Raw genomic sequence first — 22,538 nt, 5'->3', positions numbered from 1 at the left:
TCAAGCGCCTGATGAGTAGACCGATAAGTTCGACCGGCTTGCGCTGGCTATGGCTGGTAGTGGTGGTGCTGGCGCTGGATTTTTTCAGCAAACAGTGGATCCTGAGTAACTTCGTGCTGGGCCAGACCCAGCCGTTGTTCCCGTCAATCAACCTGTACTATGCCCGTAACTACGGCGCGGCGTTCAGTTTCCTGGCGGATCACGGTGGCTGGCAGCGCTGGTTCTTTGCCGGTATTGCGGTCGCCATTGTGGCGGTGCTGCTGGTGATGATGTATCGCAGCAGTGCCCAGCAGAAGCTGAACAATATCGCCTATGCCTTTATTATCGGCGGTGCGCTCGGCAACCTGTTTGATCGTCTGTGGCATGGCTTTGTGGTCGATTTCATCGACTTTTATATCGGCAACTGGCATTACCCGACCTTCAATCTGGCGGACAGCTTTATCTGCGTCGGTGCCGCCATGATCGTGCTGGAAGGGTTCTTGCCAGCGAAGAAAAGCGTCAACAGCGAAGGTAAGTGATATGACGGCTCAGGTTAACGGCAACAGCGCAGTGCTGGTGCATTTCACGCTGAAACTGGCAGATGGAACGACCGCGGAATCCACCCAGGGCAACGGCAAACCAGCGCTGTTCCGCCTGGGCGATGGCAGCCTGTCTGCTCCGCTGGAACAGCAGCTGATCGGTCTACGGGCAGGGGACAAATGTGCGTTTACCCTGCAACCGGAAGCCGCGTTCGGTGCGGAGAACCCGGATCTGATCCAGTTCTTCTCACGCCGCGACTTCAACGAAACCGGCGTGCCGGATGTCGGTACCATCATGTTGTTTACCGCCATCGACGGCAGCGAAATGCCTGGTGTGGTGCGTGAAGTGGCGGAAGATTCGATCACCGTTGATTTCAACCATCCGTTGGCGGGGCATCCGGTGACCTTCGATATCGAAGTGCTGGAGATCGACCCGCAGCAGGAGGAAGCGCATGCAAATATTGCTGGCTAATCCGCGTGGCTTCTGCGCCGGAGTTGATCGTGCGATCAGCATCGTAGAACGTGCGCTGGAGATTTATGGCGCGCCGATTTACGTGCGTCACGAAGTGGTGCATAACCGCTACGTGGTCGAAAGCCTGCGCGAGCGCGGGGCGGTATTTATCGAAGAGATCGCGGAAGTGCCGGACGGCTCGATCCTGATCTTCTCTGCCCATGGCGTTTCACAGGCAGTTCGGGCCGAGGCCAAGGCCCGCGATCTGACCATGCTGTTTGATGCTACCTGTCCGTTGGTGACCAAGGTGCATATGGAAGTGGCTCGGGCCAGCCGTAAGGGCACCGAAGCAATCCTGATTGGCCACGCCGGGCATCCGGAAGTGGAAGGCACCATGGGCCAGTACAGCAACCCTGAGGGGGGCATGTACCTGGTTGAGTCGCCGGAAGATGTCTGGCAATTGCAGGTGAAGAACGAACATAACCTGTGCTTTATGACCCAGACCACCTTATCGGTGGACGATACTTCCGACGTGATCGATGCGTTGCGTAAGCGCTTCCCGGATATTATCGGGCCGCGCAAGGACGATATCTGCTATGCCACCACCAACCGTCAGGAAGCGGTGCGCAGCTTGGCAGGTGATGCCGACGTGGTGCTGGTGGTGGGGTCGAAGAACTCGTCCAACTCCAACCGCCTGGCGGAACTTGCCCAGCGGGTGGGTAAACCGGCCTATCTGATCGACTCGGCGGCGGACATTCAGGAATCCTGGTTGAAAGACGCCAGCAACATTGGTGTCACCGCCGGAGCCTCTGCGCCGGACGTGCTGGTTCAGGACGTCATCAGCCGCTTGAAAGCCTTGGGCGGCAAGGACGTGCATGAACTTAGCGGCCGTGAAGAGAACATCGTGTTTGAAGTGCCGAAAGAACTGCGCATGGACATCAAGCAGATCGACTAATGACCCCTCACCCTAACCCTCTCCCACAGGGAGAGGGGACTGCCCGTGCCACATCTTAGCTACAGCATTCGCCTCATTACAGACTAACTTCTGCACCTGAACACTGCTTCGGATCATCTCTGAATGAGGGGACGGGAAGTGCAAGAAGAGTGACATCTGTACCTAACCACGATGCCATACTGGCCCCCTCTCCCTGTGGGAGAGACTAATTCCCGCACCTATCCACCTTTGAACGAGGGGACGGGAAGTGCAAGAAGAATGACACCTGTACCTAACCACGATGCCATACTGGCCCCCTCTCCCTGTGGGAGAGACTAATTCCCGCACCTATCCACCTTTGAACGAGGGGACGGGAAGTGCAAGAAGAATGACACCTGTACCTAACCACGATGCCATACTGGCCCCCTCTCCCTGTGGGAGAGACTAATTCCCGCACCTATCCACCTTTGAACGAGGGGACGGGAAGTGCAAGAAGAATGACACCTGTACCTAACCACGATGCCATACTGGCTCCCTCTCCCTGTGGGAGAGGGTTGGGGTGAGGGGCAACAGCTCGCAGAAACAGAAAAAAACCACCTTTTCGCCATTCATCGTAATGCATAAATAGTGCATGATTATGTAGCACCAGAAGGTTGACGCTAATCGGGTAATTGTTAATCAATTGACAGCGTTACTGATAACATACCGGGCATATCATAATTTTCTAATCCGTAAGCAAATCCTCTGGTAGTGATAAGGTTGGGCAGTTACCCTGAATCCATAGCCGAGGAGTGGCTTTTGACCATAAAAGAGAGCGAAGTATGACTGATTCACAAATCCGCATCGCGATTGCGGGTTCCGGTGGCCGCATGGGGCGCCAATTAATCCAGGCAGTCCAGCAGGCACAGGGCGTGGTATTGGGGGCAGCACTGGAACGCCCGGGTTCTAGCCTGGTTGGCACAGATGCCGGTGAGCTGGCTGGCGTTGGCGCAGTGGGGGTCACCGTCAGCGATAACCTGGAAAAGGTGGTCAACGATTTCGATATCCTGATCGACTTCACCCGCCCGGAAGGCACCCTGGCCCATTTGGCGTTTTGCGTGGCCCACGGCAAAGCCATGGTGATCGGTACCACCGGTTTTGATGATGCGGGTAAAGCGGCGATCCAGGCTGCGGCACAACAGATTGGTATCGTGTTTGCCGCCAACTTCAGCGTGGGTGTCAACGTGGTGCTCAAGCTGTTGGAAAAAGCGGCCAAGGTGATGGGCGATTATACCGATATCGAAATTGTGGAAGCTCATCACCGCCACAAGGTAGATGCCCCTTCAGGAACGGCGTTAGCCATGGGCGAGGCGATTGCCGGTGCCTTGGGACGGGATCTGAAAGAGTGCGCGGTTTACGAGCGCGTAGGTTATACCGGCGAGCGCGATCCAAAGAGCATCGGCTTTGCCACCATTCGCGCCGGGGATATTGTGGGTGAACATACCGCCATGTTTGCCGATATTGGCGAGCGGGTAGAGATCACCCATAAAGCCTCAAGCCGGATGACGTTTGCCAATGGCGCGGTGCGTGCCGCTTCCTGGATCTCAAATCAGCATAATGGGCTGTTTGATATGCGAGACGTGCTTGGTTTAGACCAGTTATAATTTATTGAACACCATCGTGATGTGGTTGTGTTGATCATAATGATATGATAATCGGACAATAATTTTATTGTCCTTTTTTTTAACATTAAAAATTAAGCTTACGATTGATTTTAATGGTGTAAGTGTTTTTTTAATGACTTATCTAGTCTATTTCCCGTTTTTTACTTCATCTTTATTGCTCCCTACACCGATTTTAGCTGTTTTAAGCTATTTTTTCTGTCACTGTGTCTCGCAACCGTTTACTCGGCCTAGTTTGCTAGTGTTTTTGTGCCTGTGACCCCCTTTAAACCCTGAGGTCAGCAAAAATAATGGAAAAAATGGCGCTTTATCTAGACAAGCGGGACGCTCATCATTAAAATGCGCCCAATTTGCCAAAAATTGGCCTTGAGGGCGGTTTTTGCATTGATTTAGGGCGTGAAATCTGAATTAATATGCAAATATTGTGATTGATTATTCCTCGGAGGGTGTTTTGATTAAGTCAGCGCTATTGGTTCTGGAAGACGGAACCCAATTCCACGGTCGGGCCATCGGGGCAGAAGGTACGGCAGTGGGGGAAGTGGTCTTCAATACCTCGATGACCGGTTATCAAGAAATCCTCACTGATCCTTCCTACTCCCGCCAGATCGTTACTCTTACTTATCCTCATATCGGCAATGTCGGCACCAATGATTCCGACGCAGAATCCTCCGCTGTTCATGCTCAAGGCCTAGTCATCCGCGACCTGCCACTGATTGCCAGCAACTACCGCAACGAAATGGGCCTGGCCGATTACCTCAAGCGTCACAATATCGTGGCGATTGCCGATATCGATACCCGTAAGCTGACCCGCCTGCTGCGTGAGAAAGGCGCACAGAACGGCTGCATCATCGCGGGCGACCTCACCGATGCCGAACTGGCGCTGCAAAAAGCCAAGGCTTTCCCTGGCCTGAAAGGCATGGATCTGGCGAAAGAGGTCACCACCAAAGAAGCTTACGCCTGGCAGCAGGGGAGCTGGACGCTGGAAGGCGATTTGCCGGAGGCCAAACCTGCGGGCGAACTGCCTTATCATGTGGTGGCCTACGATTACGGTGCCAAGCGCAACATCCTGCGCATGTTGGTAGATCGCGGCTGCCGCCTCACCGTGGTGCCAGCGCAAACCCCTGCGGAAGAGGTGCTGAAAATGGCTCCGGACGGCATCTTCCTGTCCAACGGTCCTGGTGATCCAGAGCCCTGTGATTACGCCATCACCGCCATCAAACGCTTCCTGGAAACCGATATCCCGGTATTTGGTATCTGCCTGGGCCACCAACTGTTGGCGCTGGCCAGCGGTGCCAAAACCATGAAGATGAAGCTTGGCCACCACGGCGGTAACCATCCTGTGAAGGATCTGGATAACAACACCGTGATGATCACCGCGCAGAACCATGGCTTTGCCGTTGATGAAAATAATCTGCCGAGCACGCTGCGGGTCACGCATAAATCCCTGTTCGACCACACGGTGCAGGGCATCCATCGTACCGATAAAGCCGCGTTCAGCTTCCAGGGCCACCCAGAAGCCAGCCCAGGCCCGCACGATGCCGCGCCGCTGTTCGATCACTTTATCGAACTGATTGAGACTTACCGTACCAACGCCAAATAATCAGGAGCCAGAAAAGCCATGCCAAAACGTACAGATATAAAAAGCATCCTGATCCTCGGCGCTGGCCCGATCGTTATCGGCCAGGCGTGTGAATTTGACTACTCTGGTGCCCAGGCGTGTAAGGCGCTACGTGAAGAAGGTTACCGCGTCGTACTGGTCAACTCGAACCCGGCCACCATCATGACCGACCCGGAAATGGCCGATGCCACCTACATCGAGCCGATCCACTGGGAAGTGGTGCGTAAAATCATCGAGAAAGAGCGCCCGGATGCGGTGCTGCCAACCATGGGTGGGCAAACTGCGCTGAACTGTGCGTTGGAGCTGGAACGTCAGGGCGTACTGGCCGAGTTCGGCGTCACCATGATCGGCGCTACCGCCGATGCCATCGACAAAGCCGAAGACCGCCGCCGTTTCGATATCGCCATGAAGAAAATTGGCCTGGACACGGCGCGTTCCGGCATCGCCCATAATATGGAAGAAGCGTTGGCGGTGGCTGCCGATGTGGGCTTCCCATGCATTATCCGCCCGTCATTCACCATGGGCGGCACCGGTGGCGGTATCGCCTATAACCGCGAAGAGTTCGAAGAGATTTGCGAACGCGGTCTGGATCTGTCCCCGACCAAAGAGCTGCTGATTGACGAATCGCTGATCGGCTGGAAAGAGTACGAGATGGAGGTGGTGCGCGATAAGAATGACAACTGCATCATCGTCTGCTCGATCGAAAACATCGATGCCATGGGGATCCATACCGGTGACTCCATCACGGTGGCTCCAGCGCAAACGCTGACCGACAAAGAATACCAAATCATGCGTAACGCCTCGATGGCGGTACTGCGTGAGATCGGCGTGGAAACCGGCGGCTCCAACGTGCAGTTCTCGGTGAACCCGAAAACCGGCCGCCTGATCGTGATTGAAATGAACCCACGCGTATCCCGTTCTTCAGCGCTGGCCTCGAAAGCCACCGGCTTCCCGATTGCCAAGATCGCCGCCAAGCTGGCGGTGGGTTACACCCTCGATGAGCTGATGAATGACATCACCGGTGGCCGTACGCCAGCCTCCTTTGAGCCTTCCATCGACTACGTCGTCACCAAGATCCCGCGCTTCAACTTCGAGAAGTTTGCCGGAGCCAACGATCGCCTGACCACCCAGATGAAGTCGGTCGGCGAAGTGATGGCGATTGGCCGCACCCAGCAAGAGTCGTTGCAGAAAGCGCTGCGCGGCCTGGAAGTAGGCGCGACCGGATTTGATCCGAAAGTGAGCCTGGACGATCCGGAAGCCTTGACCAAGATCCGCCGTGAACTGAAAGATGCCGGTTCAGATCGCATCTGGTACATCGCCGATGCTTTCCGTGCCGGTCTGTCCGTCGATGGCGTGTTCAACCTGACCAACATCGACCGCTGGTTCCTGGTGCAGATTGAAGAGCTGGTGCGTCTGGAAGAGCAGGTTGCCGAAGCGGGCATCAACGGCCTGAACGCTGATTTCCTGCGTACGCTCAAGCGCAAAGGCTTTGCCGATGCGCGCCTGGCCAAGCTGGCTGGCGTAGCGGAAAGCGAAATCCGCAAGCTGCGCCACAGCTTCAACATGCACCCGGTCTACAAGCGTGTGGACACCTGTGCGGCAGAGTTTGCGACCGACACCGCCTACATGTATTCCACCTACGAAGACGAGTGTGAATCCAACCCGACCAACGATCGTCCGAAAATCATGATCCTGGGTGGTGGCCCGAACCGTATCGGCCAGGGCATCGAGTTCGACTATTGCTGCGTACACGCCTCGCTGGCGCTGCGCGAAGACGGCTACGAGACCATCATGGTCAACTGTAACCCGGAAACCGTCTCTACCGACTACGACACCTCGGATCGCTTGTACTTCGAACCGGTGACGCTGGAAGACGTGCTGGAAATCGTACGTATCGAGAAGCCAAAAGGTGTGATCGTGCAGTACGGCGGGCAAACCCCGTTGAAACTGGCGCGTGAGCTGGAAGCCGCAGGCGTGCCGATTATCGGCACCAGCCCGGATGCAATTGACCGTGCCGAAGACCGTGAACGCTTCCAGCAGGCGGTTAACCGCTTGGGCCTGAAGCAGCCGGCCAACGCCACCGTGGCAACCATTGAGCAGGCGGTTGAGAAAGCAGCCGGTATCGGTTATCCGCTGGTGGTGCGCCCATCCTACGTACTGGGTGGCCGTGCGATGGAAATCGTTTACGACGACATCGACCTGCGTCGCTACTTCCAGAACGCGGTCAGCGTGTCCAACGATGCACCAGTGCTGCTGGACCGCTTCCTGGATGATGCGGTAGAAGTGGATGTGGATGCCATCTGCGACGGTGAGCGCGTGCTGATCGGTGGCATCATGGAGCATATCGAACAGGCTGGCGTCCACTCCGGTGACTCCGCTTGTTCACTGCCAGCCTACACGCTGAGCAAAGAGATCCAGGACGTGATGCGCCAGCAGGTAGAAAAACTGGCGTTTGAACTGCAGGTTCGTGGTCTGATGAACGTGCAGTTTGCGGTGAAGAACAACGAAGTCTACCTGATCGAAGTGAACCCACGCGCCGCGCGTACCGTGCCGTTCGTTTCCAAGGCTACTGGCGTAGCACTGGCGAAAGTGGCGGCGCGCGTGATGGCTGGTAAATCACTGGCCGAACAGGGCGTGACCGAAGAGGTTATCCCGCCGTACTACTCGGTCAAGGAAGTGGTGCTGCCATTCAACAAGTTCCCAGGCGTTGACCCGATCCTCGGGCCAGAAATGCGCTCGACCGGTGAAGTGATGGGCGTTGGCCGCACCTTCGCCGAAGCCTTCTCCAAGGCGATGTTGGGCAGTAACTCCGGCATGAAGAAAGGCCGTGCGCTGCTGTCGGTACGCAGTGGGGACAAGGCTCGCGTAGTGGATTTGGCTGCCAGCCTGCTCAAGCAGGGCTTTGAACTGGATGCCACCCACGGCACCGCAGTGGTGCTGGGCGAAGCGGGAATTAACCCACGCCTGGTCAACAAGGTGCATGAGGGGCGTCCGCACATTCAGGATCGCATCAAGAACGGCGAGTATACCTACATCGTGAATACCACGGCGGGGCGTCAGGCGATTGAAGACTCCAAGCTGATCCGCCGCAGTGCGCTGCAGTATAAGGTGCACTACGACACCACGATGAACGGCGGTTTTGCCACCTCGATGGCGATGAAGGCCGATCCAACCGAGCAGGTGACTTCGGTGCAGGAACTGCACGCACGTATCACCAAGTAAGTTAATAACTTGGCTATCACTGAGGCGCTGCTTTTGCAGCGCCTTTTTTATTGCTGGAGCAACCCAATAGTGATGATTTGCGGCTTGTGCTGATTTTATGGGGGTAGGTCATATTTTTGGGATGACAAATTTGATATCCCATTATCTTTATCTATTTTTAATGGTGATTACTGTTATTTTCTGTTGTAAAACGGACCTGTTCAATAAGGTGTCATCATGCTAAACAAACACGAGAACATCCTGCAGATCACCCATCTTAGCCGGGAAGGGATTGCTCAACTGGCTCCTTCATTCAACACGCTTCCCCACACCCAGCATGCGGATGGCAAGTACCGCCTGCGGCGTTATTCCGTCATGCGTTTTCAGCATGGTTTGGTGGTAGAGACGGGCAAACATGAGTTTGTACAGTCTGAGGATATCAACCATTTTCAGGGCAATATCGTCCGCCAATTCGAACCGCTCTTGACCACAACCTGGCAAAATGAGGGGATGCGCGAAATGTGCGAGGTCTTTGTGAATAGCAATGATCTACCGGACAACCAGGAGATAGAGATCCACCAAATCCGCATTACCAGCACCTATGATGAAACTCAGGTGGCACCGGAAGGTATCCATCGCGATGGTTTTGACCATATCGCGATAGTCGGTATCGACAGGCATAACATTGTCGGGGGGGATATCCTGCTCTATAACAGCAATCGCGAAGCGCCATTTTTCCGTAAGGTGTTGGAAAATGGCGAAGTTGCCATGATTGCTGACAGTAAGCTGTGGCATAACGCCTGCCCAATCCGTGCCGTCGAGACAGATAAAGAAGGGCATATGGATGTTTTTGTTCTGACTGCGAGGGTGGCATGAAATTTACGCCTGAACAAAGCCGGGCGCAATTTAGCGCTCTGAATCAGCTGTATCAAGGGAAAAGCGTGGTGTTCTTTGATGGCCCCGGTGGCTCACAGGTCCCGCGCACGGTGTTAGACAAGATGGTCGATTATTTGGGCCACCATAATGCCAATCTGGGGGGACACTATTTTTCCAGCAAAGCCACTGAGCAAGTGATGTTACAAGCCAGAGAGTCTGTTCGGGCCTTCTTGAATGCCAGCTCGTCCGACAATATTGTCTTTGGCGCCAACATGACCTCACTGACTTTTCAGCTGAGCCGCGCTATCAGCCGGGATTGGCAAGCTGGGGACGAGGTGATCGTCACCGCTCTGGATCACTATGCGAACGTTTCGAGCTGGCAACAGGCCGCTGCCGATAAACAGGTCGTTGTTCATCAGGCTCCGGTTAATGAGCAGGATTGTACGTTAGACGTCAGTAAACTTTGTGCGCTCATTAACGCCAAAACCCGGTTGGTGGCCGTTACCTATGCGTCAAATACCACAGGTTCGATCGTGGATATAAAGCGTATCGTCGAGGCGGCGCACCAGGTTGGCGCTTTGGTGTATGTAGATGCCGTGCACTATGCCCCACACCGTCTGATTGATGTTCAGGCGCTGGGTTGCGACATACTCCTGTGTTCCGCGTATAAATATTTTGGCCCCCACGTCGGGATTGCCTATCTGGCAGCTCCATGGTTGCAAACGTTACGTCCATACAAGGTCGAGCCGGCCACCGATGTTGGCCCTGGGCGTTTCGAGACGGGAACTCAGAGTTTTGAAGGGCTTGCTGGAGTGACTGCTGCGATCGAATACCTGGCTCAGTGGGGAGAACCCGGTGCGCCTTTGCGCCAGCGCTTGCAAGACAGCTTTAGCCAACTCAGCCAGCATGAAGAAGCGCTCAGCGCTTATTTCCTGGAAAAACTTCGGCAAGTGAAGGGCGCGCGCTTGTACGGTATCGATCGGCCCGATGCCAACAGCCGGACCCCGACTTTCGCCGTGACGTTTGCGCATGGGCAGCCGGAATCGGTTGCCAGGGCGCTGGGAGAGCACAATATTTGTGTCGGCAACGGGCATTTTTATGCGCTGGGGTTGGTCCGCCAACTGGGTCTGGATCAACGTGGCGGTGTCATGCGGATCGGATTGATGCACTACAATACCCGCCAGGAAATTGACCGTTTGTTTGAGATCCTCAATACCTTGAATCAATAATTGCCGTAAGCCGGTAATGCCATATCGCCCCCATATTCCTGATGATCAGGGGATGGGGGCATCGTGGGCCAACAAGTTTACATGTCAGTCATGGCGGCACGGTGGCTGGTATATACTCGTTGTATGAAAAGCTGCAACGAGAAGCGCATGATCCTGATTATTTACGCCCATCCCTATCCCCGGCATTCCCATGCCAACCAAAGGTTGCTACAGGCAGTAAAAGACATTCCCGGCGTGGAGGTCCGTGCGCTGTACGAACTGTATCCGGATTTTAATATCGATATCAACGCCGAGCAGCGGGCGCTGGAACGGGCTGATATGGTGGTTTTACAGCATCCGATGCAGTGGTACAGCCTGCCACCGTTGCTGAAACTGTGGATCGACAAAGTGCTGGAGCATGGCTGGGCCTATGGTCATGAGGGCGACGCCCTGGTGGGGAAAGATTGCCTGTGGGCGGTCACCAGCGGCGGAGATGAGCAGCATTTCGCTTTGGGCGATTACCCCAACTTTGCCGCGCTGGGCCAGCCGCTACAGGCCACGGCGATCTACTGTGGTATGAAGTGGCAACCGTTTTTTGCCGTGCACAACACCTTTACCTGTAACGAACCGGCCTTGATCGCCGCCGGGGAAGCCTATCGCCAGCGGCTGGTGCAGTATCTGATGGAGCACGGTGAGCCAGCAGCAGAGCAGGAGCCCGTGCATGGATAACCACTCGATGATGATTGAAGGGCTGATCTATCTGGGATCGGCCGGGCTTTTGGTGCCGATTGCCGTACGCCTGGGATTGGGATCGGTACTTGGCTACCTGATTGCGGGCTGTGTCATTGGCCCTTGGGGGTTGAAACTGGTTTCCGATCCCGAGTCGATACTGACCTTTGCCGAAATCGGCGTGGTATTGATGCTGTTTATCATCGGGCTGGAGCTGGATCCCCGGCGGTTGTGGACGCTGCGAGCAGCGGTCTTTGGCGGTGGGAGCATCCAGATGGTGGGATGTGGTCTGGTGCTGAGCGCCTTCTGCTATTTCCTCGGCCTGAATTGGCAGGTCGCCTTGCTGATTGGCTTGACGTTGGCACTCTCCTCGACGGCGATTGCCATGCAGGCGATGAGTGAGCGTAACCTGACGCCTTCGCCCATTGGTCGTAGCTCGTTTGCGGTGCTGTTGTTCCAGGATATTGCTGCCATTCCCTTGGTGGCGATGATCCCACTGTTAGCCAGCAGCGGCGCGGCTACCACGCTGGGTGCCTTTGTATTTTCTGCCGCCAAGGTGGTAGGAGCGCTGGCGGTCGTGGTGTTACTGGGGCGCTATGTGACCCGGCCCTTGCTGCACTTTGTGGCGCGTTCCGGCATGCGTGAAGTCTTTAGCGCCGTGGCGCTGTTCCTGGTGTTTGGCTTTGGCATTCTGCTGGAGATGGCTGGGCTATCGATGGCGATGGGAGCCTTTCTGGCTGGCGTGTTGCTGGCCAGTTCCGAATACCGCCATGCGCTGGAAAGCGATATTCAACCTTTTAAAGGCCTGCTGCTTGGGCTGTTCTTTATCGGCGTGGGGATGTCGATCGACTTTGGCACGCTGTTCCATCACCCGTTGCTGATTGCCTCGCTGTTGCTGGGCTTTATGTTGCTGAAGGCGGCACTGCTGTGGCTGGTTGCGCCGATGCTTGGGGTACCCAAGCGTCAGCGCGGGCTGTTCGCCATTTTGCTGGGGCAGGGTAGTGAGTTTGCCTTTGTGATCTTTGCTGCGGCGCAGATGGCCGGAGTATTACCGCTCGAATGGGCTAAATCGCTGACGTTGGCCGTTGCTCTTTCGATGGCCGCCACGCCGCTGCTGCTGGTGGTTGCCGCTCGCCTGGCCAAGAATGCCCCGCAGGACGAACGCCCGGCAGACGTGATCGACGAAGAGAATGCCAGCGTGATCATCGCCGGCTTTGGCCGTTTTGGCCAGATCGCGGGCCGTATGCTGCTGGCTAACGGCGTGCATACCGTGGTATTGGATCACGATCCGGACCATATCGAAACGCTGCGCAAATTTGGCACCAAGGTGTTCTATGGTGATGCGACGCGAGCCGATCTGTTGGAAGCAGCGGGAGCGGAACATGCCAAAATCCTGATTAACGCCATCGACGATGTGGAAGCCAACCTGCAACTGACGGCGCTGGTCAAACGCCATTTTCCGCACCTGAAAGTGGTAGCGCGTGCCCGTGATGTAGATCACTGGTATCAACTGCGGCAGTTGGGGGTGGAGAAACCTGCACGGGAAACCTTTGAAAGCTCGTTACTGATCGGCAGAGAAACTCTCGAGCTGCTGGGGCTGGACGCCTACGAAGCCCGTGAAAAGGCGGATACCTTCCGGCGTTATAACCTGAAGATGCTGGAGGATACGCTAGAGAACTACGAAGATACCGAGTTCCGTGTCGCCAGCCTGCAGCGGGCCAAAGAAATGCTGTCGTCGGCCATCGAGCAAGATCAGACGCGCTTATCTCACGTGCAGCAAAACGGCTGGCGCGGCAGTATTGATGGTAAAGCGCCGGAGGAAGAGGTCGTAGAGGCGAAAGGGTAATAGCCTGGCGAGGGTTTTACCCTCGCCGGTTTTTCAGCTCAGCGCGACCTTGATGCCCAAGGCGATTAACATCCCACCCAGCAGCTTATCGACCACCTTCTGGGTTTTTTCCAGCCCACGGCGCACCGGACCGCTTTGGATCAAAAACACCAGCACCGGCCACCAAACGGCGGAAAGGCCGAAAATAATTCCGGCGTACCACAGCTTTTCACCCAGGCCGGAGTTGATTTGCAGTACCTGGGTAAACACCGCCAGGAAGAACAGCGTGGCTTTCGGGTTGAGCAGATTACACAGGTACCCTTGTACAAAGGCGCTTTTCAGGCTGACCTGTTGTTGAGGCAGGCTGCTGACGTTCATCTTGCTGCCCCCGCGAGACAACAGGGCTTGAATGCCGACCCAAATCAGGTACACCGCACCAGCGTATTTCAGCACGTTGAACAACCACGGCGTGGTGGTGATGACCACTGCCAGGCCTGCGACACAGTAAGACATATGAGTTGCCACGCCGCAGATCACGCCGAACGCGGTCATCATGGCCGCCAGGCGCGGATAGCGCGCCGCATTTTTAATCACCAGAAAAAAGTCTGGCCCGGGGGAAAGCATGCCGAGCGTGGCAATACCAGCGACAAACAATGAGGTTTCAAGCATGAGCGACTCTCTGAAAAAGGCCTAATTCTGCTGATAATAACGCCACTCCTCCTGACGTGCATCAACCTATTACACTAATCTCTGGTTATATGATGGGTCTTCATTAAGAGGAAGTGATTGAGCAACATGAAAAAGGAATTAACCGCAGAGATACCCGGTGTAAACCAACAGCAGCGTGAAATCACCCGTCTGTGTATTCAGTGTGCGTTGCTGCTGCTACAGCACGGGGCTGAAAGCATGGTGGTGGAACAACTCTCGACTCGCTTGGGCCTGGCGCTTGGCATGGATAGTGTAGAAAGCTCCATCTCGGCCAACGCCGTGGTGCTGACCACCATCAGCAATGATGCCTGCCTGACCACCACACGCAAGAACGTCGATCGCGGGATCAACATGCAAATGGTGACCGAGGTGCAGCACATTGTGATCCTGGCGGAACACCATTTGGCCGACGTCCATGACGTGGCTCGGCGCTTTGAAAAGATCCGTCCGCTGCGCTATCCGCGTTGGCTGGTGGTGCTGATGGTGGGATTGTCCTGTGGCTGTTTCAGCATGCTCAACGGCGGCGGGCCAGATGCTTTTGCGGTTACCTTTATGGCCAGCGGCCTGGCGATGTTTGTTCGCCAGATGCTGACCGCTCGCCATATGAATCCACTGATCAACTTTTGCCTGACGGCCTTTGTGGCCACGTCGGTCTCCGGCCTGCTGTTACGCGTGCCGTTTTTCCAGCAAACCTCCAGCGTGGCGATGGCGGCCAGCGTGCTGTTGCTGGTGCCCGGTTTCCCGCTGATCAACGCGGTAGCCGATATGTTTAAAGGCCACGTGAATACCGGCCTGGCCCGCTGGGCAATGGCCAGTTTGCTGACGTTGGCAACCTGCATCGGCGTGGTGATGGCGATGTCACTGTGGGATTTGCGGGGGTGGTCATGAGCCTGCTGTGGGCGTTGTTACAGGACATGCTGCTGGCGGCGGTACCCGCGCTCGGCTTTGCCATGGTGTTCAACGTGCCGGTACGAGCGCTGCGCTATTGTGCCTTGCTCGGGGCGCTGGGGCATGGATCGCGGATGTTGCTGATGCATTTCGGCATGAATATCGAGTGGGGCTCGTTCCTGGCCGCCATTCTGATCGGCATCATCGGCATTTACTGGTCACGCTGGCTGCTGGCGCATCCCAAGGTGTTTACCGTCGCGGCGGTGATCCCGATGTTCCCCGGCATTTCAGCCTATACCGCGATGATCAGCGTGGTGGAGATTTCGCATTTGGGCTACAGCGAAGCCCTGATGTCGGTGATGATCTCCAACTTCCTCAAAGCCTGTTTTATCGTGGGAGCCTTGTCGATCGGCCTGTCGGTACCGGGTCTGTGGCTGTATCGTAAACGTCCCGGCGTTTAAGGCTTTTGGCTAAGGATCTGGGATTATTGGAGTTTATCTTCAGAGCCGTCCGATATATGACTATCGCTCGATTCGTCTATCGACGGTTGACGGGGCTTTACGTATAGTGTGAACAATTTTGCTGCCTATACAGGGTTAAACAATGATTATCAGCCTGATTGCTGCTTTGGCGGCGGATCGCGTTATTGGTATGGAAAATGCCATGCCGTGGCACCTGCCGGAGGATTTGGCGTGGTTTAAACGTAACACGTTAAATAAACCGGTGATTATGGGCCGTAAGACCTTTGAGTCGATTGGCCGCCCCTTGCCGGGCCGCCATAATATCGTGTTAAGCAGCCAGCCGGGTAAAGAACCTGGCGTGACCTGGGTGACTTCGCTGGAGGAGGCCTTGGCTGCGGCTGGCGAGGTGGAAGAAGTGATGGTGATGGGCGGTGGCAGCATTTATAGCCAGTTCCTGCCACGGGCTTCCCGAATGTATCTGACGCATATCGATGCCGAAGTGGGCGGAGATACCTACTTCCCGGATTACGAGCCGGATGAATGGGAAACCTCATTCAGCGCCTTCCACGATGCGGACGCGCTGAACTCGCACGGCTACTGTTTTGAGATTTTGGAACGCCGCTAAGGCGGGTTAGCTATCAAATGGGCACCCTTGGGTGCCCATTGTCGTTTTAAGAAGCTGCCAGCGCATCCGCGCCGTCTATCGCATCACGGCGGTTGCTTGGCTGGGTAAAGTAGCGCTTGTCTTCCCAACGTAGCAGGGTCAAATCCCCACCCCAACAGCAGCCGGTATCCAGACCGATGATGCCTTCCGGCGTGCCTCTGCCCTCTAGTGAAGCCCAGTGACCGAAGATGATACTGTACTCGGGATCGACCAGACGCGGCAGATCAAACCAGGGTTTCAGCGGAGCGGGAGCGCTGCCCGGCGCGTCTTTGCAGATCATGTCCAACTGGCCGTTAGGGAAGCAATAGCGCATGCGGGTCAACGCATTGGTGCTAAAGCGCAGGCGTGCAAGCCCGCTCAGCTCTGGGCTCCAGTTGTTGGGCATATCGCCGTACATCGCATCCAGGAACAAGGGATAGCTGTCGCTGCTGAGCACCGCTTCCACTTCACGGGCACACATTTGTGCGGTCTCGATATCCCACTGTGGGGTAATGCCAGCGTGGCCCATGATCAGTTTGCGTTCATCGTCCACCTGCAGCACCGGTTGGCGACGCAGCCAGTTGATCAACTCGTCAGCATCAGGTGCTTCGAGCAAGGGGGTAATGCGGTCTTTGGGTTTGTTACGGCTGATACCGGCGTACACCGCCAGCAGGTGCAGGTCGTGGTTACCCAGAACCATGCGCAATGCCGGGCCGAGAGAGCGGGCGTAACGTAGCACTTCGAGCGAGCCGGGGCCACGGGCGACCAGGTCGCCGGTCAGCCACAGTTGGTCTTGCAGGGGATCGAAATCAACCTGAGCTAATAGCGACTGCAGTTCATCGAAACAGCCATGAACGTCGCCGATAAGATATGTCGACATATTAGTGGATCAGCGTAGGGATGGCTAAACGGAACACCGGAATAGCGGTACGGAATGGCTGACCCTGTTGATCAACCATTTCATAGTGGCCTTCCATGGTGCCCAGCGGCGTTTCGAGTATCGCACCACTGGTATATTGGAACTCGCTGCCGGGCTGGATAATAGGCTGTTCGCCGATCACTCCCTCGCCCTGAACCTCGGTTTGGCGACCGTTGCTGTTGGTGATCAGCCAGTAACGGCCCAGCAGTTGCACGTCAAAGCGCCCCAGATTACGGATGGTAACGGTATACGCGAAGACGTAACGTTCTTCCTCAGGTATCGATTGTGATTCTACATACACACTCTGTACCTGCACACATACACGGGGCGAATCAATCATGACAACTGCTCCTTTATTGCTGCTGCGCCTGCTGTTGTGAAAGCCAGTTTGCCAGCTTACAGTACTGCGCTACAGAAATATTCTCTGCTCTGAGCGTCGGATCGACGCCGAGTTCCGTCAACTGTTCCGGGGTGAAAAGATCGCCCAGGCTGTTGCGGATGGTTTTTCTGCGTTGGTTAAACGCCTGGGTAGTCACGCGGCTGAGCATGCGCACATCGCCGACAATATTTGGCATCACCAGATGCGGTACCAGACGAACCACGGCAGAATCGACTTTAGGCGGTGGCGCGAACGCAGTCGGCGGCACTTCCAACACCGGGATCACGTTGCAGTAATACTGCGCCATCACGGTCAAGCGCCCGTATGCCTTGCTGTTGGGGCCGGCAACCAGACGGTTGACCACCTCTTTTTGCAGCATAAAGTGCATGTCGCGGATAGCGGAAGTATAGCTGAAAAGGTGGAACATCAGCGGCGTCGAGATGTTATACGGCAGGTTGCCGAACACGCGCAACGATTGGCCTTCCGCGGCTGCCAGCTCGGCGAAGTTCACCGTCATGGCATCTTGCTGATGAATGGTCAGCTTGTCTTTCAGCTGTGGGTGATTGGCCAGGCGGGCCGCCAGATCGCGGTCAAGTTCAATCACCGTCATGCGATCCATACGCACGCCAACCGGCTCGGTCAAGGCTCCCAGGCCAGGGCCGATTTCGACCACCGCTTCGCCCGGCTGCGGGTGAATGGCTGAGACAATGCTATCGATGACAAACTGATCGGTTAAAAAGTTCTGTCCAAAACGTTTGCGGGCAAAGTGCCCTTGGTGGACTCTATTATTCATTGCTGTTAATTATCATTTTAATGGCGAGAGCCAAGGCCGTTTTGAAGCTGCCTGCATCGGCAGTGCCGCTGCCAGCCAGTTCCAACGCGGTACCATGGTCGACCGAGGTACGGATAAAAGGCAAACCGAGGGTAATATTCACCGCTCGACCAAACCCCTGGTATTTTAGTACAGGCAAGCCCTGATCGTGATACATCGCCAGCACCGCATCTGCATATTGCAGATATTTGGGTTGGAACAGGGTATCCGCCGGGAGCGGGCCAATCAGCTGGATGCCGCGGCTACGCAGCACGTCCAAAGCCGGAATAATCACATCCAGCTCTTCACGCCCCATATGGCCACCTTCCCCCGCGTGCGGGTTTAGCCCACAGACGTAAATCAGAGGCTGCGGGATGCCAAACTGATTTTTCAGATCCCGATCGAGAATGGTGATCACCTCGAACAGGCTCTGTTGGGTGATAGCGCCCGGGACTGCCAGTAACGGCAGATGGGTCGTTGCCAGAGCGACGCGAAGCTCCTCGGTAGCCAGCATCATCACCACGCGTTCACAATGGCTGCGATCGGCAAAGAACTCGGTGTGGCCGGTAAAGGCGACGCCAGCGTCGTTGATGATGCTTTTATTGACCGGGCCAGTGACCAATGCGGCGAATTCACCGTTCAGACAACCGTCACAGGCACGTGCCAGAGTCTCTACCACATAGGCACTGTTAGCGACGTTAAGTTCGCCAGCAACCACGGCCGCCGGGGCTGCAACGGGCAATACTGTTAATGTCCCGGCACGCTGTGGCTGTGCAGGCTGGCCTGGCTGGTAGTCGCGCAGCGTGAGCGGTAACGCCAACTGGCGGGCGCGCTCAAGCAACAAGGCCGGATCGGCGCACACCACCAGCTCAACAGGCCAATCCTGTTGTGCCAGTACGGTGACCAAATCCGGCCCAACCCCGGCAGGCTCGCCGGGGGTAATGACGATACGATTATTGCGGTGCATTGCTTCCATCGAGGATCTTCACGTAAGCAGCGGCACGTTGTTCCTGCATCCAGGTTTGCGCTTCTTCGGCAAACTTGCGGTTAAACAGCATGCGGTAGGCACGATCTTTCTGCGCCGCATCGGTTTTATCCACCTGGCGGGTATCCATCAACTGGATCAGATGCCAGCCAAAGGAAGAGTGTACCGGTTCGCTGAGCTGGCCTTTTTGCAGCTTCAGCAGCGCATCGCGGAAGGCAGGATCGTACATGTCTGGCGAAGCCCAACCCAGATCGCCGCCCTGCAGGGCAGAGCCTGGATCTTGTGACAGCTGCTTGGCCTCGTCTTCAAACTTCGCTTTGCCGCTCTTGATGGCCGCAGCCACTTCTTGCAGCTTGGCGCGTGCCTGATCGTCAGTCATCACTACTGAAGGTTTCAGCAGGATATGACGGGCATGTACTTCGGTCACGGAAATCGACTGGCTACCGCCACGGATATCGTTGACCTTCAGGATATGGAAGCCGACGCCGGAGCGGATCGGGCCAACCACGTCGCCTTTTTTGGCGCTGGACAGACGTTCTGCGAACAGCGTTGGCATTTCCTGCAGTTTACCCCAACCCATCTGGCCGCCTTTCAGCGCCTGTGAGTCGGCAGAGTAGGTGATCGCCAGCTTGCCGAAATCGGCACCGCCGGTCGCTTCACCCGCCAAGCGTTTCGCCAGCGCTTCGGCTTCATCAACCTGCTTCTGCGATGGGTTTTCTGGCAGCGGGATCAGGATGTGGCTGATGTTGACGTCGGTTTCACCGCCGTTTTGCGCGCCGACCTGCTTGGCTAACGCGTCAACTTCCTGTGGCAGGATGGTGACACGGCGACGCACTTCGTTGTTGCGCACTTCCGAGGTCAGCATTTCCTTGCGGATCTGCGCACGGTAAGTGTTGTAGTTCAGACCTTCATACGCCAAGCGGCTACGCAGTTGATCCAGACTCATCTTGTTCTGGGCGGCGATGTTGCCGATCGCCTTGTCCAGATCGGCATCGCTGACGGTGATCCCCATTTTTTGCGCCATCTGCAGCAGGATATTATCCATAATCAGACGTTCAATGATCTGGTGACGCAACGTATTGTCGTCTGGCAATTGCTGGCCAGCCTGTTGTGCGTTGAGTTTCACCGATTGCATCAGGCCGTTCACGTCGCTCTCGAGTACTACGCCGTTATCGACGACGGCGGCGACTTTATCCATTTGTTGCGGTGCTGCGAACGCGGTATTGGCACAAACCACCAATCCGAGAAGAAGCGTTCTCCAGTTCTTCATACATTTCCCGTTATCTGTTTCCGCAAATGCGGGTGAAAGTTGTTTTTTTTCAATTCGTTAATCAATATCAGAATGCGCGTTGGTAAGGCAGAATACCCGCGCGCAGCATCTCATTGGTGCCAAGGCTGTGATCGTTGCTCAAGCCGCGCAGCTCGACGTTGAATGAAACTTTGTTATCGTACTTGCTGACCTGATTGCCGTTGTCCCAATCGGTGATCTTGCGCTCATAACCCACGTTAACCGCCCAGCAGCAGGTGTTATAGCGCAGGCCGACCAACTGGTTAGCAGTTTGTTTCGCACGGGTATCGTAGTAATACGCCCCGACGACTGCCCAACGATCGGCAATCGGCCAACTGGCCACCATACCGACCTGTGAAATACCGTCCTGATAGCCTGGGTTGCTGATATCCGGCAGGGTTGCCGAAATATATTCCGGGCTGGCATAACGGTAGTTCAACTGCACCATACGATTCTGATCCTGACGATATTCCACTACCGCGTCGCCTAACGCGAAGCTGTCAAGACGGGTGTCGTATTGCACACCACCGCGCAGGCCCCAGCGATCGTCAACCTTCCAATAGGTGTCACCAGCCCAGACGACGCTGCCGGTATCATCGCTATTATCAAAGTTGCTACTTTGATCCCCGGTCCGCGAGCGGGTGAGGTAGTAGATTTGACCTACGGAAACGTTAAAACGTTCAACCAGCGCCTCATCATAAATACGCGAGGTGACACCGGCTGCCACACGGTTCTGCGAGGCGATACGATCCAGGCCGCTGTAGGAGCGGTCGCGGAACAGGCCCGAGTAGTCGGTTTGCAGCAGGGTTGAGTCATAAGTATAGATATTGCTTTGATCGCGATAAGGCACGTACAGGTACTGCATACGTGGCTCAATGGTTTGAGTAAAACCTTCTGACCAATCCATTGGGCGATCGAACACCACTTTGCCATCGGTCTTGAACTGCGGCAGTACGCGGTTGACCGAATCTTCCAGATCGGGAACCGGGCTCCCTGGGTTACGGCTGGCATAGTCGGTGGCAAAACCGTTAGGGATGGTCTGCTGGAAATGCGTCGCCATCAGTTTGGCTTCGGTATTCAGGCTACCCCAACTGTTGGCCAACGGCAGATTGATCGCCGGTGCTACATGCCAACGAGTGGCTTTCGGGTTATTCGGGTTGACGCTGGTAAAGTTGGCAAACTGGCCGTAGGTGTGGAAATCAAACGGACCGATATCCGATTTATAGTAGTTGAGATCCAACTGCGGCTGTGCACGGTAGGCGTTTTGGTTACCCGCACCGCTGAAGATCTGGAACTGCTTGGAGGCCAGCGTGGCATCCCAGTTCTCATCGGCATAACCGACGCTGAATTTCTGCGTGGCGTAGCCATCGGTGGTGGAACCGTATTTGGAATCCAGATCGGTGAAGTAATAAGGGTCGCTGACCTTGGTGTAGTCGACGTTGAAACGCCACACCTGATTCATTACGCCGTTATGACCCCAGTAGAACAGCCAACGCTTGCTGTCGTCGACATCCCCGTGGTCTTTTTCGAACTGCCTATCGCTTGGCAGCCAGTCGAAGGCCATGGTGCCCAGACCCGGTTGCAGCAGATAACGGAATTCGTTCTGCCACTGCAGGCCACGATTCGTCATGTAATGCGGCGTGATGGTGGCATCAAAGTTTGGCGCAATGTTCCAGTAATACGGCAACATGAACTCGAAGCCGTTATTACTGCCATATTTGGCGTTGGGGATCAGGAAGCCGGAGCGGCGTTTATTACCCACTGGCAATTGCAAATAGGGGCTGTAGAACACCGGCACCTTGCCAATCTTGAAGCGGGCGTTCCACACTTCGGCCACTTCTTCTTCGCGATCGAGGATCACTTCGGAGCCCACTACGCTCCAACTGTTATCACCAGGCAGGCACGAGGTGAAGGTACCGTTTTCCAGGATGGTGTAGCGGTTTTGGCCGCGCATCTTCATCTTGTCGGCGTCACCACGCCCTTGGCGGCCTACCATCTGATAGTCGCCCTGGTAGACGTCGGTATCTTTGGTATTCAGGTTTGACCAGGCTTTAGGGCCTTTCAGTTTGATCTGATTGTCCGCGTAGTTCACGTCACCGGTGGCGGTAACGGTACGGATCGGATCCGGCAGCCCATCTTTTTGCGTCTGCTTCAGCTCAACCTGCTTCGCCGTCAGGGTGCTGTTGCCCTGTTCGACGTTGACGTTGCCAGTGAACAGCGCGTTGTTCGGATAGTTGGCTTCTGAATCATCGGAAATGATGGTGACCGGCAGGCTGTTAGGGTCGCCGGTGATCAACGGTTTATCGTAAACAGGCACACCGAGCATACATTGCTCGGCCAGATCTGCCAGCGCGTGCTGACTATAAATTGCCGTCCAAATCAACGTGGCCAGCAGGGTTGGGAAACTTTTTTTCATACGCGGTTTTGGTGTTCCG

The 22,538-nt window shown here is 55.7% G+C and carries 20 protein-coding genes; 13 read left to right on the top strand and 7 right to left on the bottom strand.

Going from position 1 to position 22,538, the window contains the following annotated elements; genetic code table 11:
* Window positions 1-11 precede the first annotated feature (11 nt).
* The 10 genes from lspA (at window position 12) to kefC (ending at window position 13,042) form a co-directional block, all read left to right on the top strand.
* Window positions 12-518 (top strand): signal peptidase II, encoded by a 507-nt coding sequence (gene lspA / locus ACX9GU_RS23135; RefSeq protein ID WP_059201948.1) that lies wholly within the window; start codon window positions 12-14, stop codon window positions 516-518.
* A 1-nt stretch (window position 519) separates the two neighbouring features.
* Window positions 520-990, top strand: coding sequence for an FKBP-type peptidyl-prolyl cis-trans isomerase (fkpB, locus tag ACX9GU_RS23130; protein WP_024483572.1), 471 nt, complete (start codon window positions 520-522; stop codon window positions 988-990).
* A complete protein-coding gene (gene ispH / locus ACX9GU_RS23125; protein ID WP_021179261.1) occupies window positions 971-1,924 on the top strand; it encodes a 4-hydroxy-3-methylbut-2-enyl diphosphate reductase in 954 nt (317 codons plus the stop codon). The genes fkpB and ispH overlap by 20 nt, the downstream gene beginning before the upstream one ends.
* A gap of 800 nt (window positions 1,925-2,724) precedes the next feature.
* The gene (gene dapB / locus ACX9GU_RS23120; RefSeq protein ID WP_021179262.1) at window positions 2,725-3,546 is read left to right on the top strand and encodes a 4-hydroxy-tetrahydrodipicolinate reductase; all 822 of its coding nucleotides are present in this window, start codon (window positions 2,725-2,727) and stop codon (window positions 3,544-3,546) included.
* A 469-nt stretch (window positions 3,547-4,015) separates the two neighbouring features.
* Complete coding sequence (gene carA / locus ACX9GU_RS23115; RefSeq protein ID WP_473193053.1) at window positions 4,016-5,164, top strand: glutamine-hydrolyzing carbamoyl-phosphate synthase small subunit; 1,149 nt, start codon at window positions 4,016-4,018, stop codon at window positions 5,162-5,164.
* Between the two features lie 18 nt (window positions 5,165-5,182).
* Window positions 5,183-8,404, top strand: coding sequence for a carbamoyl-phosphate synthase large subunit (carB, locus tag ACX9GU_RS23110; protein ID WP_024527203.1), 3,222 nt, complete (start codon window positions 5,183-5,185; stop codon window positions 8,402-8,404).
* A 216-nt stretch (window positions 8,405-8,620) separates the two neighbouring features.
* Window positions 8,621-9,259 (top strand): 2OG-Fe dioxygenase family protein, encoded by a 639-nt coding sequence (locus tag ACX9GU_RS23105; protein WP_473193052.1) that lies wholly within the window; start codon window positions 8,621-8,623, stop codon window positions 9,257-9,259.
* Window positions 9,256-10,488 carry a cysteine desulfurase-like protein gene (locus tag ACX9GU_RS23100; protein ID WP_473193051.1) on the top strand — a complete coding sequence of 411 codons (1,233 nt, stop codon included), beginning with the start codon at window positions 9,256-9,258 and terminating at the stop codon, window positions 10,486-10,488. The genes ACX9GU_RS23105 and ACX9GU_RS23100 overlap by 4 nt, the downstream gene beginning before the upstream one ends.
* A gap of 147 nt (window positions 10,489-10,635) precedes the next feature.
* On the top strand, window positions 10,636-11,196 hold the full coding sequence (gene kefF / locus ACX9GU_RS23095) for a glutathione-regulated potassium-efflux system oxidoreductase KefF (protein ID WP_473193050.1): 561 nt from the start codon (window positions 10,636-10,638) through the stop codon (window positions 11,194-11,196).
* Window positions 11,189-13,042, top strand: coding sequence for a glutathione-regulated potassium-efflux system protein KefC (kefC, locus tag ACX9GU_RS23090; protein ID WP_473193049.1), 1,854 nt, complete (start codon window positions 11,189-11,191; stop codon window positions 13,040-13,042). The genes kefF and kefC overlap by 8 nt, the downstream gene beginning before the upstream one ends.
* A gap of 33 nt (window positions 13,043-13,075) precedes the next feature.
* On the opposite strand, the gene ACX9GU_RS23085 is transcribed toward kefC, so the two are convergent.
* The gene (locus tag ACX9GU_RS23085; protein WP_021179269.1) at window positions 13,076-13,690 is read right to left on the bottom strand and encodes a LysE family translocator; all 615 of its coding nucleotides are present in this window, start codon (window positions 13,688-13,690) and stop codon (window positions 13,076-13,078) included.
* Between the two features lie 126 nt (window positions 13,691-13,816).
* Between ACX9GU_RS23085 and ACX9GU_RS23080 the strand changes: the two genes are divergently transcribed.
* The 3 genes from ACX9GU_RS23080 (at window position 13,817) to folA (ending at window position 15,703) form a co-directional block, all read left to right on the top strand.
* Window positions 13,817-14,617 (top strand): threonine/serine exporter family protein, encoded by an 801-nt coding sequence (locus tag ACX9GU_RS23080; RefSeq protein ID WP_253082107.1) that lies wholly within the window; start codon window positions 13,817-13,819, stop codon window positions 14,615-14,617.
* On the top strand, window positions 14,614-15,078 hold the full coding sequence (locus ACX9GU_RS23075) for a threonine/serine exporter (protein WP_021179271.1): 465 nt from the start codon (window positions 14,614-14,616) through the stop codon (window positions 15,076-15,078). Before ACX9GU_RS23080 ends, ACX9GU_RS23075 begins: the two co-directional genes overlap by 4 nt.
* Window positions 15,079-15,220: 142 nt before the next feature.
* On the top strand, window positions 15,221-15,703 hold the full coding sequence (gene folA, locus ACX9GU_RS23070) for a type 3 dihydrofolate reductase (protein ID WP_024483559.1): 483 nt from the start codon (window positions 15,221-15,223) through the stop codon (window positions 15,701-15,703).
* 46 nt (window positions 15,704-15,749) lie between these two features.
* Here the strand turns inward: folA and apaH are convergent, their stop codons facing one another.
* From apaH to lptD, 6 genes are all read right to left on the bottom strand, one after another.
* On the bottom strand, window positions 15,750-16,601 hold the full coding sequence (gene apaH, locus ACX9GU_RS23065) for a bis(5'-nucleosyl)-tetraphosphatase (symmetrical) ApaH (RefSeq protein ID WP_473193048.1): 852 nt from the start codon (window positions 16,599-16,601) through the stop codon (window positions 15,750-15,752).
* A gap of 1 nt (window position 16,602) precedes the next feature.
* A complete protein-coding gene (apaG, locus tag ACX9GU_RS23060; protein WP_024483557.1) occupies window positions 16,603-16,980 on the bottom strand; it encodes a Co2+/Mg2+ efflux protein ApaG in 378 nt (125 codons plus the stop codon).
* A gap of 13 nt (window positions 16,981-16,993) precedes the next feature.
* Window positions 16,994-17,812, bottom strand: coding sequence for a 16S rRNA (adenine(1518)-N(6)/adenine(1519)-N(6))-dimethyltransferase RsmA (rsmA, locus tag ACX9GU_RS23055; RefSeq protein ID WP_473193047.1), 819 nt, complete (start codon window positions 17,810-17,812; stop codon window positions 16,994-16,996).
* A complete protein-coding gene (gene pdxA / locus ACX9GU_RS23050) occupies window positions 17,805-18,797 on the bottom strand; it encodes a 4-hydroxythreonine-4-phosphate dehydrogenase PdxA (RefSeq protein ID WP_081367045.1) in 993 nt (330 codons plus the stop codon). The genes rsmA and pdxA overlap by 8 nt, the downstream gene beginning before the upstream one ends.
* The gene (gene surA / locus ACX9GU_RS23045; RefSeq protein ID WP_071682160.1) at window positions 18,784-20,085 is read right to left on the bottom strand and encodes a peptidylprolyl isomerase SurA; all 1,302 of its coding nucleotides are present in this window, start codon (window positions 20,083-20,085) and stop codon (window positions 18,784-18,786) included. Before surA ends, pdxA begins: the two co-directional genes overlap by 14 nt.
* Before the next feature lie 67 nt (window positions 20,086-20,152).
* A complete protein-coding gene (gene lptD, locus ACX9GU_RS23040) occupies window positions 20,153-22,519 on the bottom strand; it encodes an LPS assembly protein LptD (protein ID WP_473193046.1) in 2,367 nt (788 codons plus the stop codon).
* Between the last annotated feature and the right edge of the window lie 19 nt (window positions 22,520-22,538).

It is taken from the genome of Serratia sp. K1WW1, from assembly GCF_055790865.1.
The sequence above is the reverse complement of the archived record's forward strand: the minus strand, read 5'-3'. Positions and strand labels throughout refer to the sequence as shown.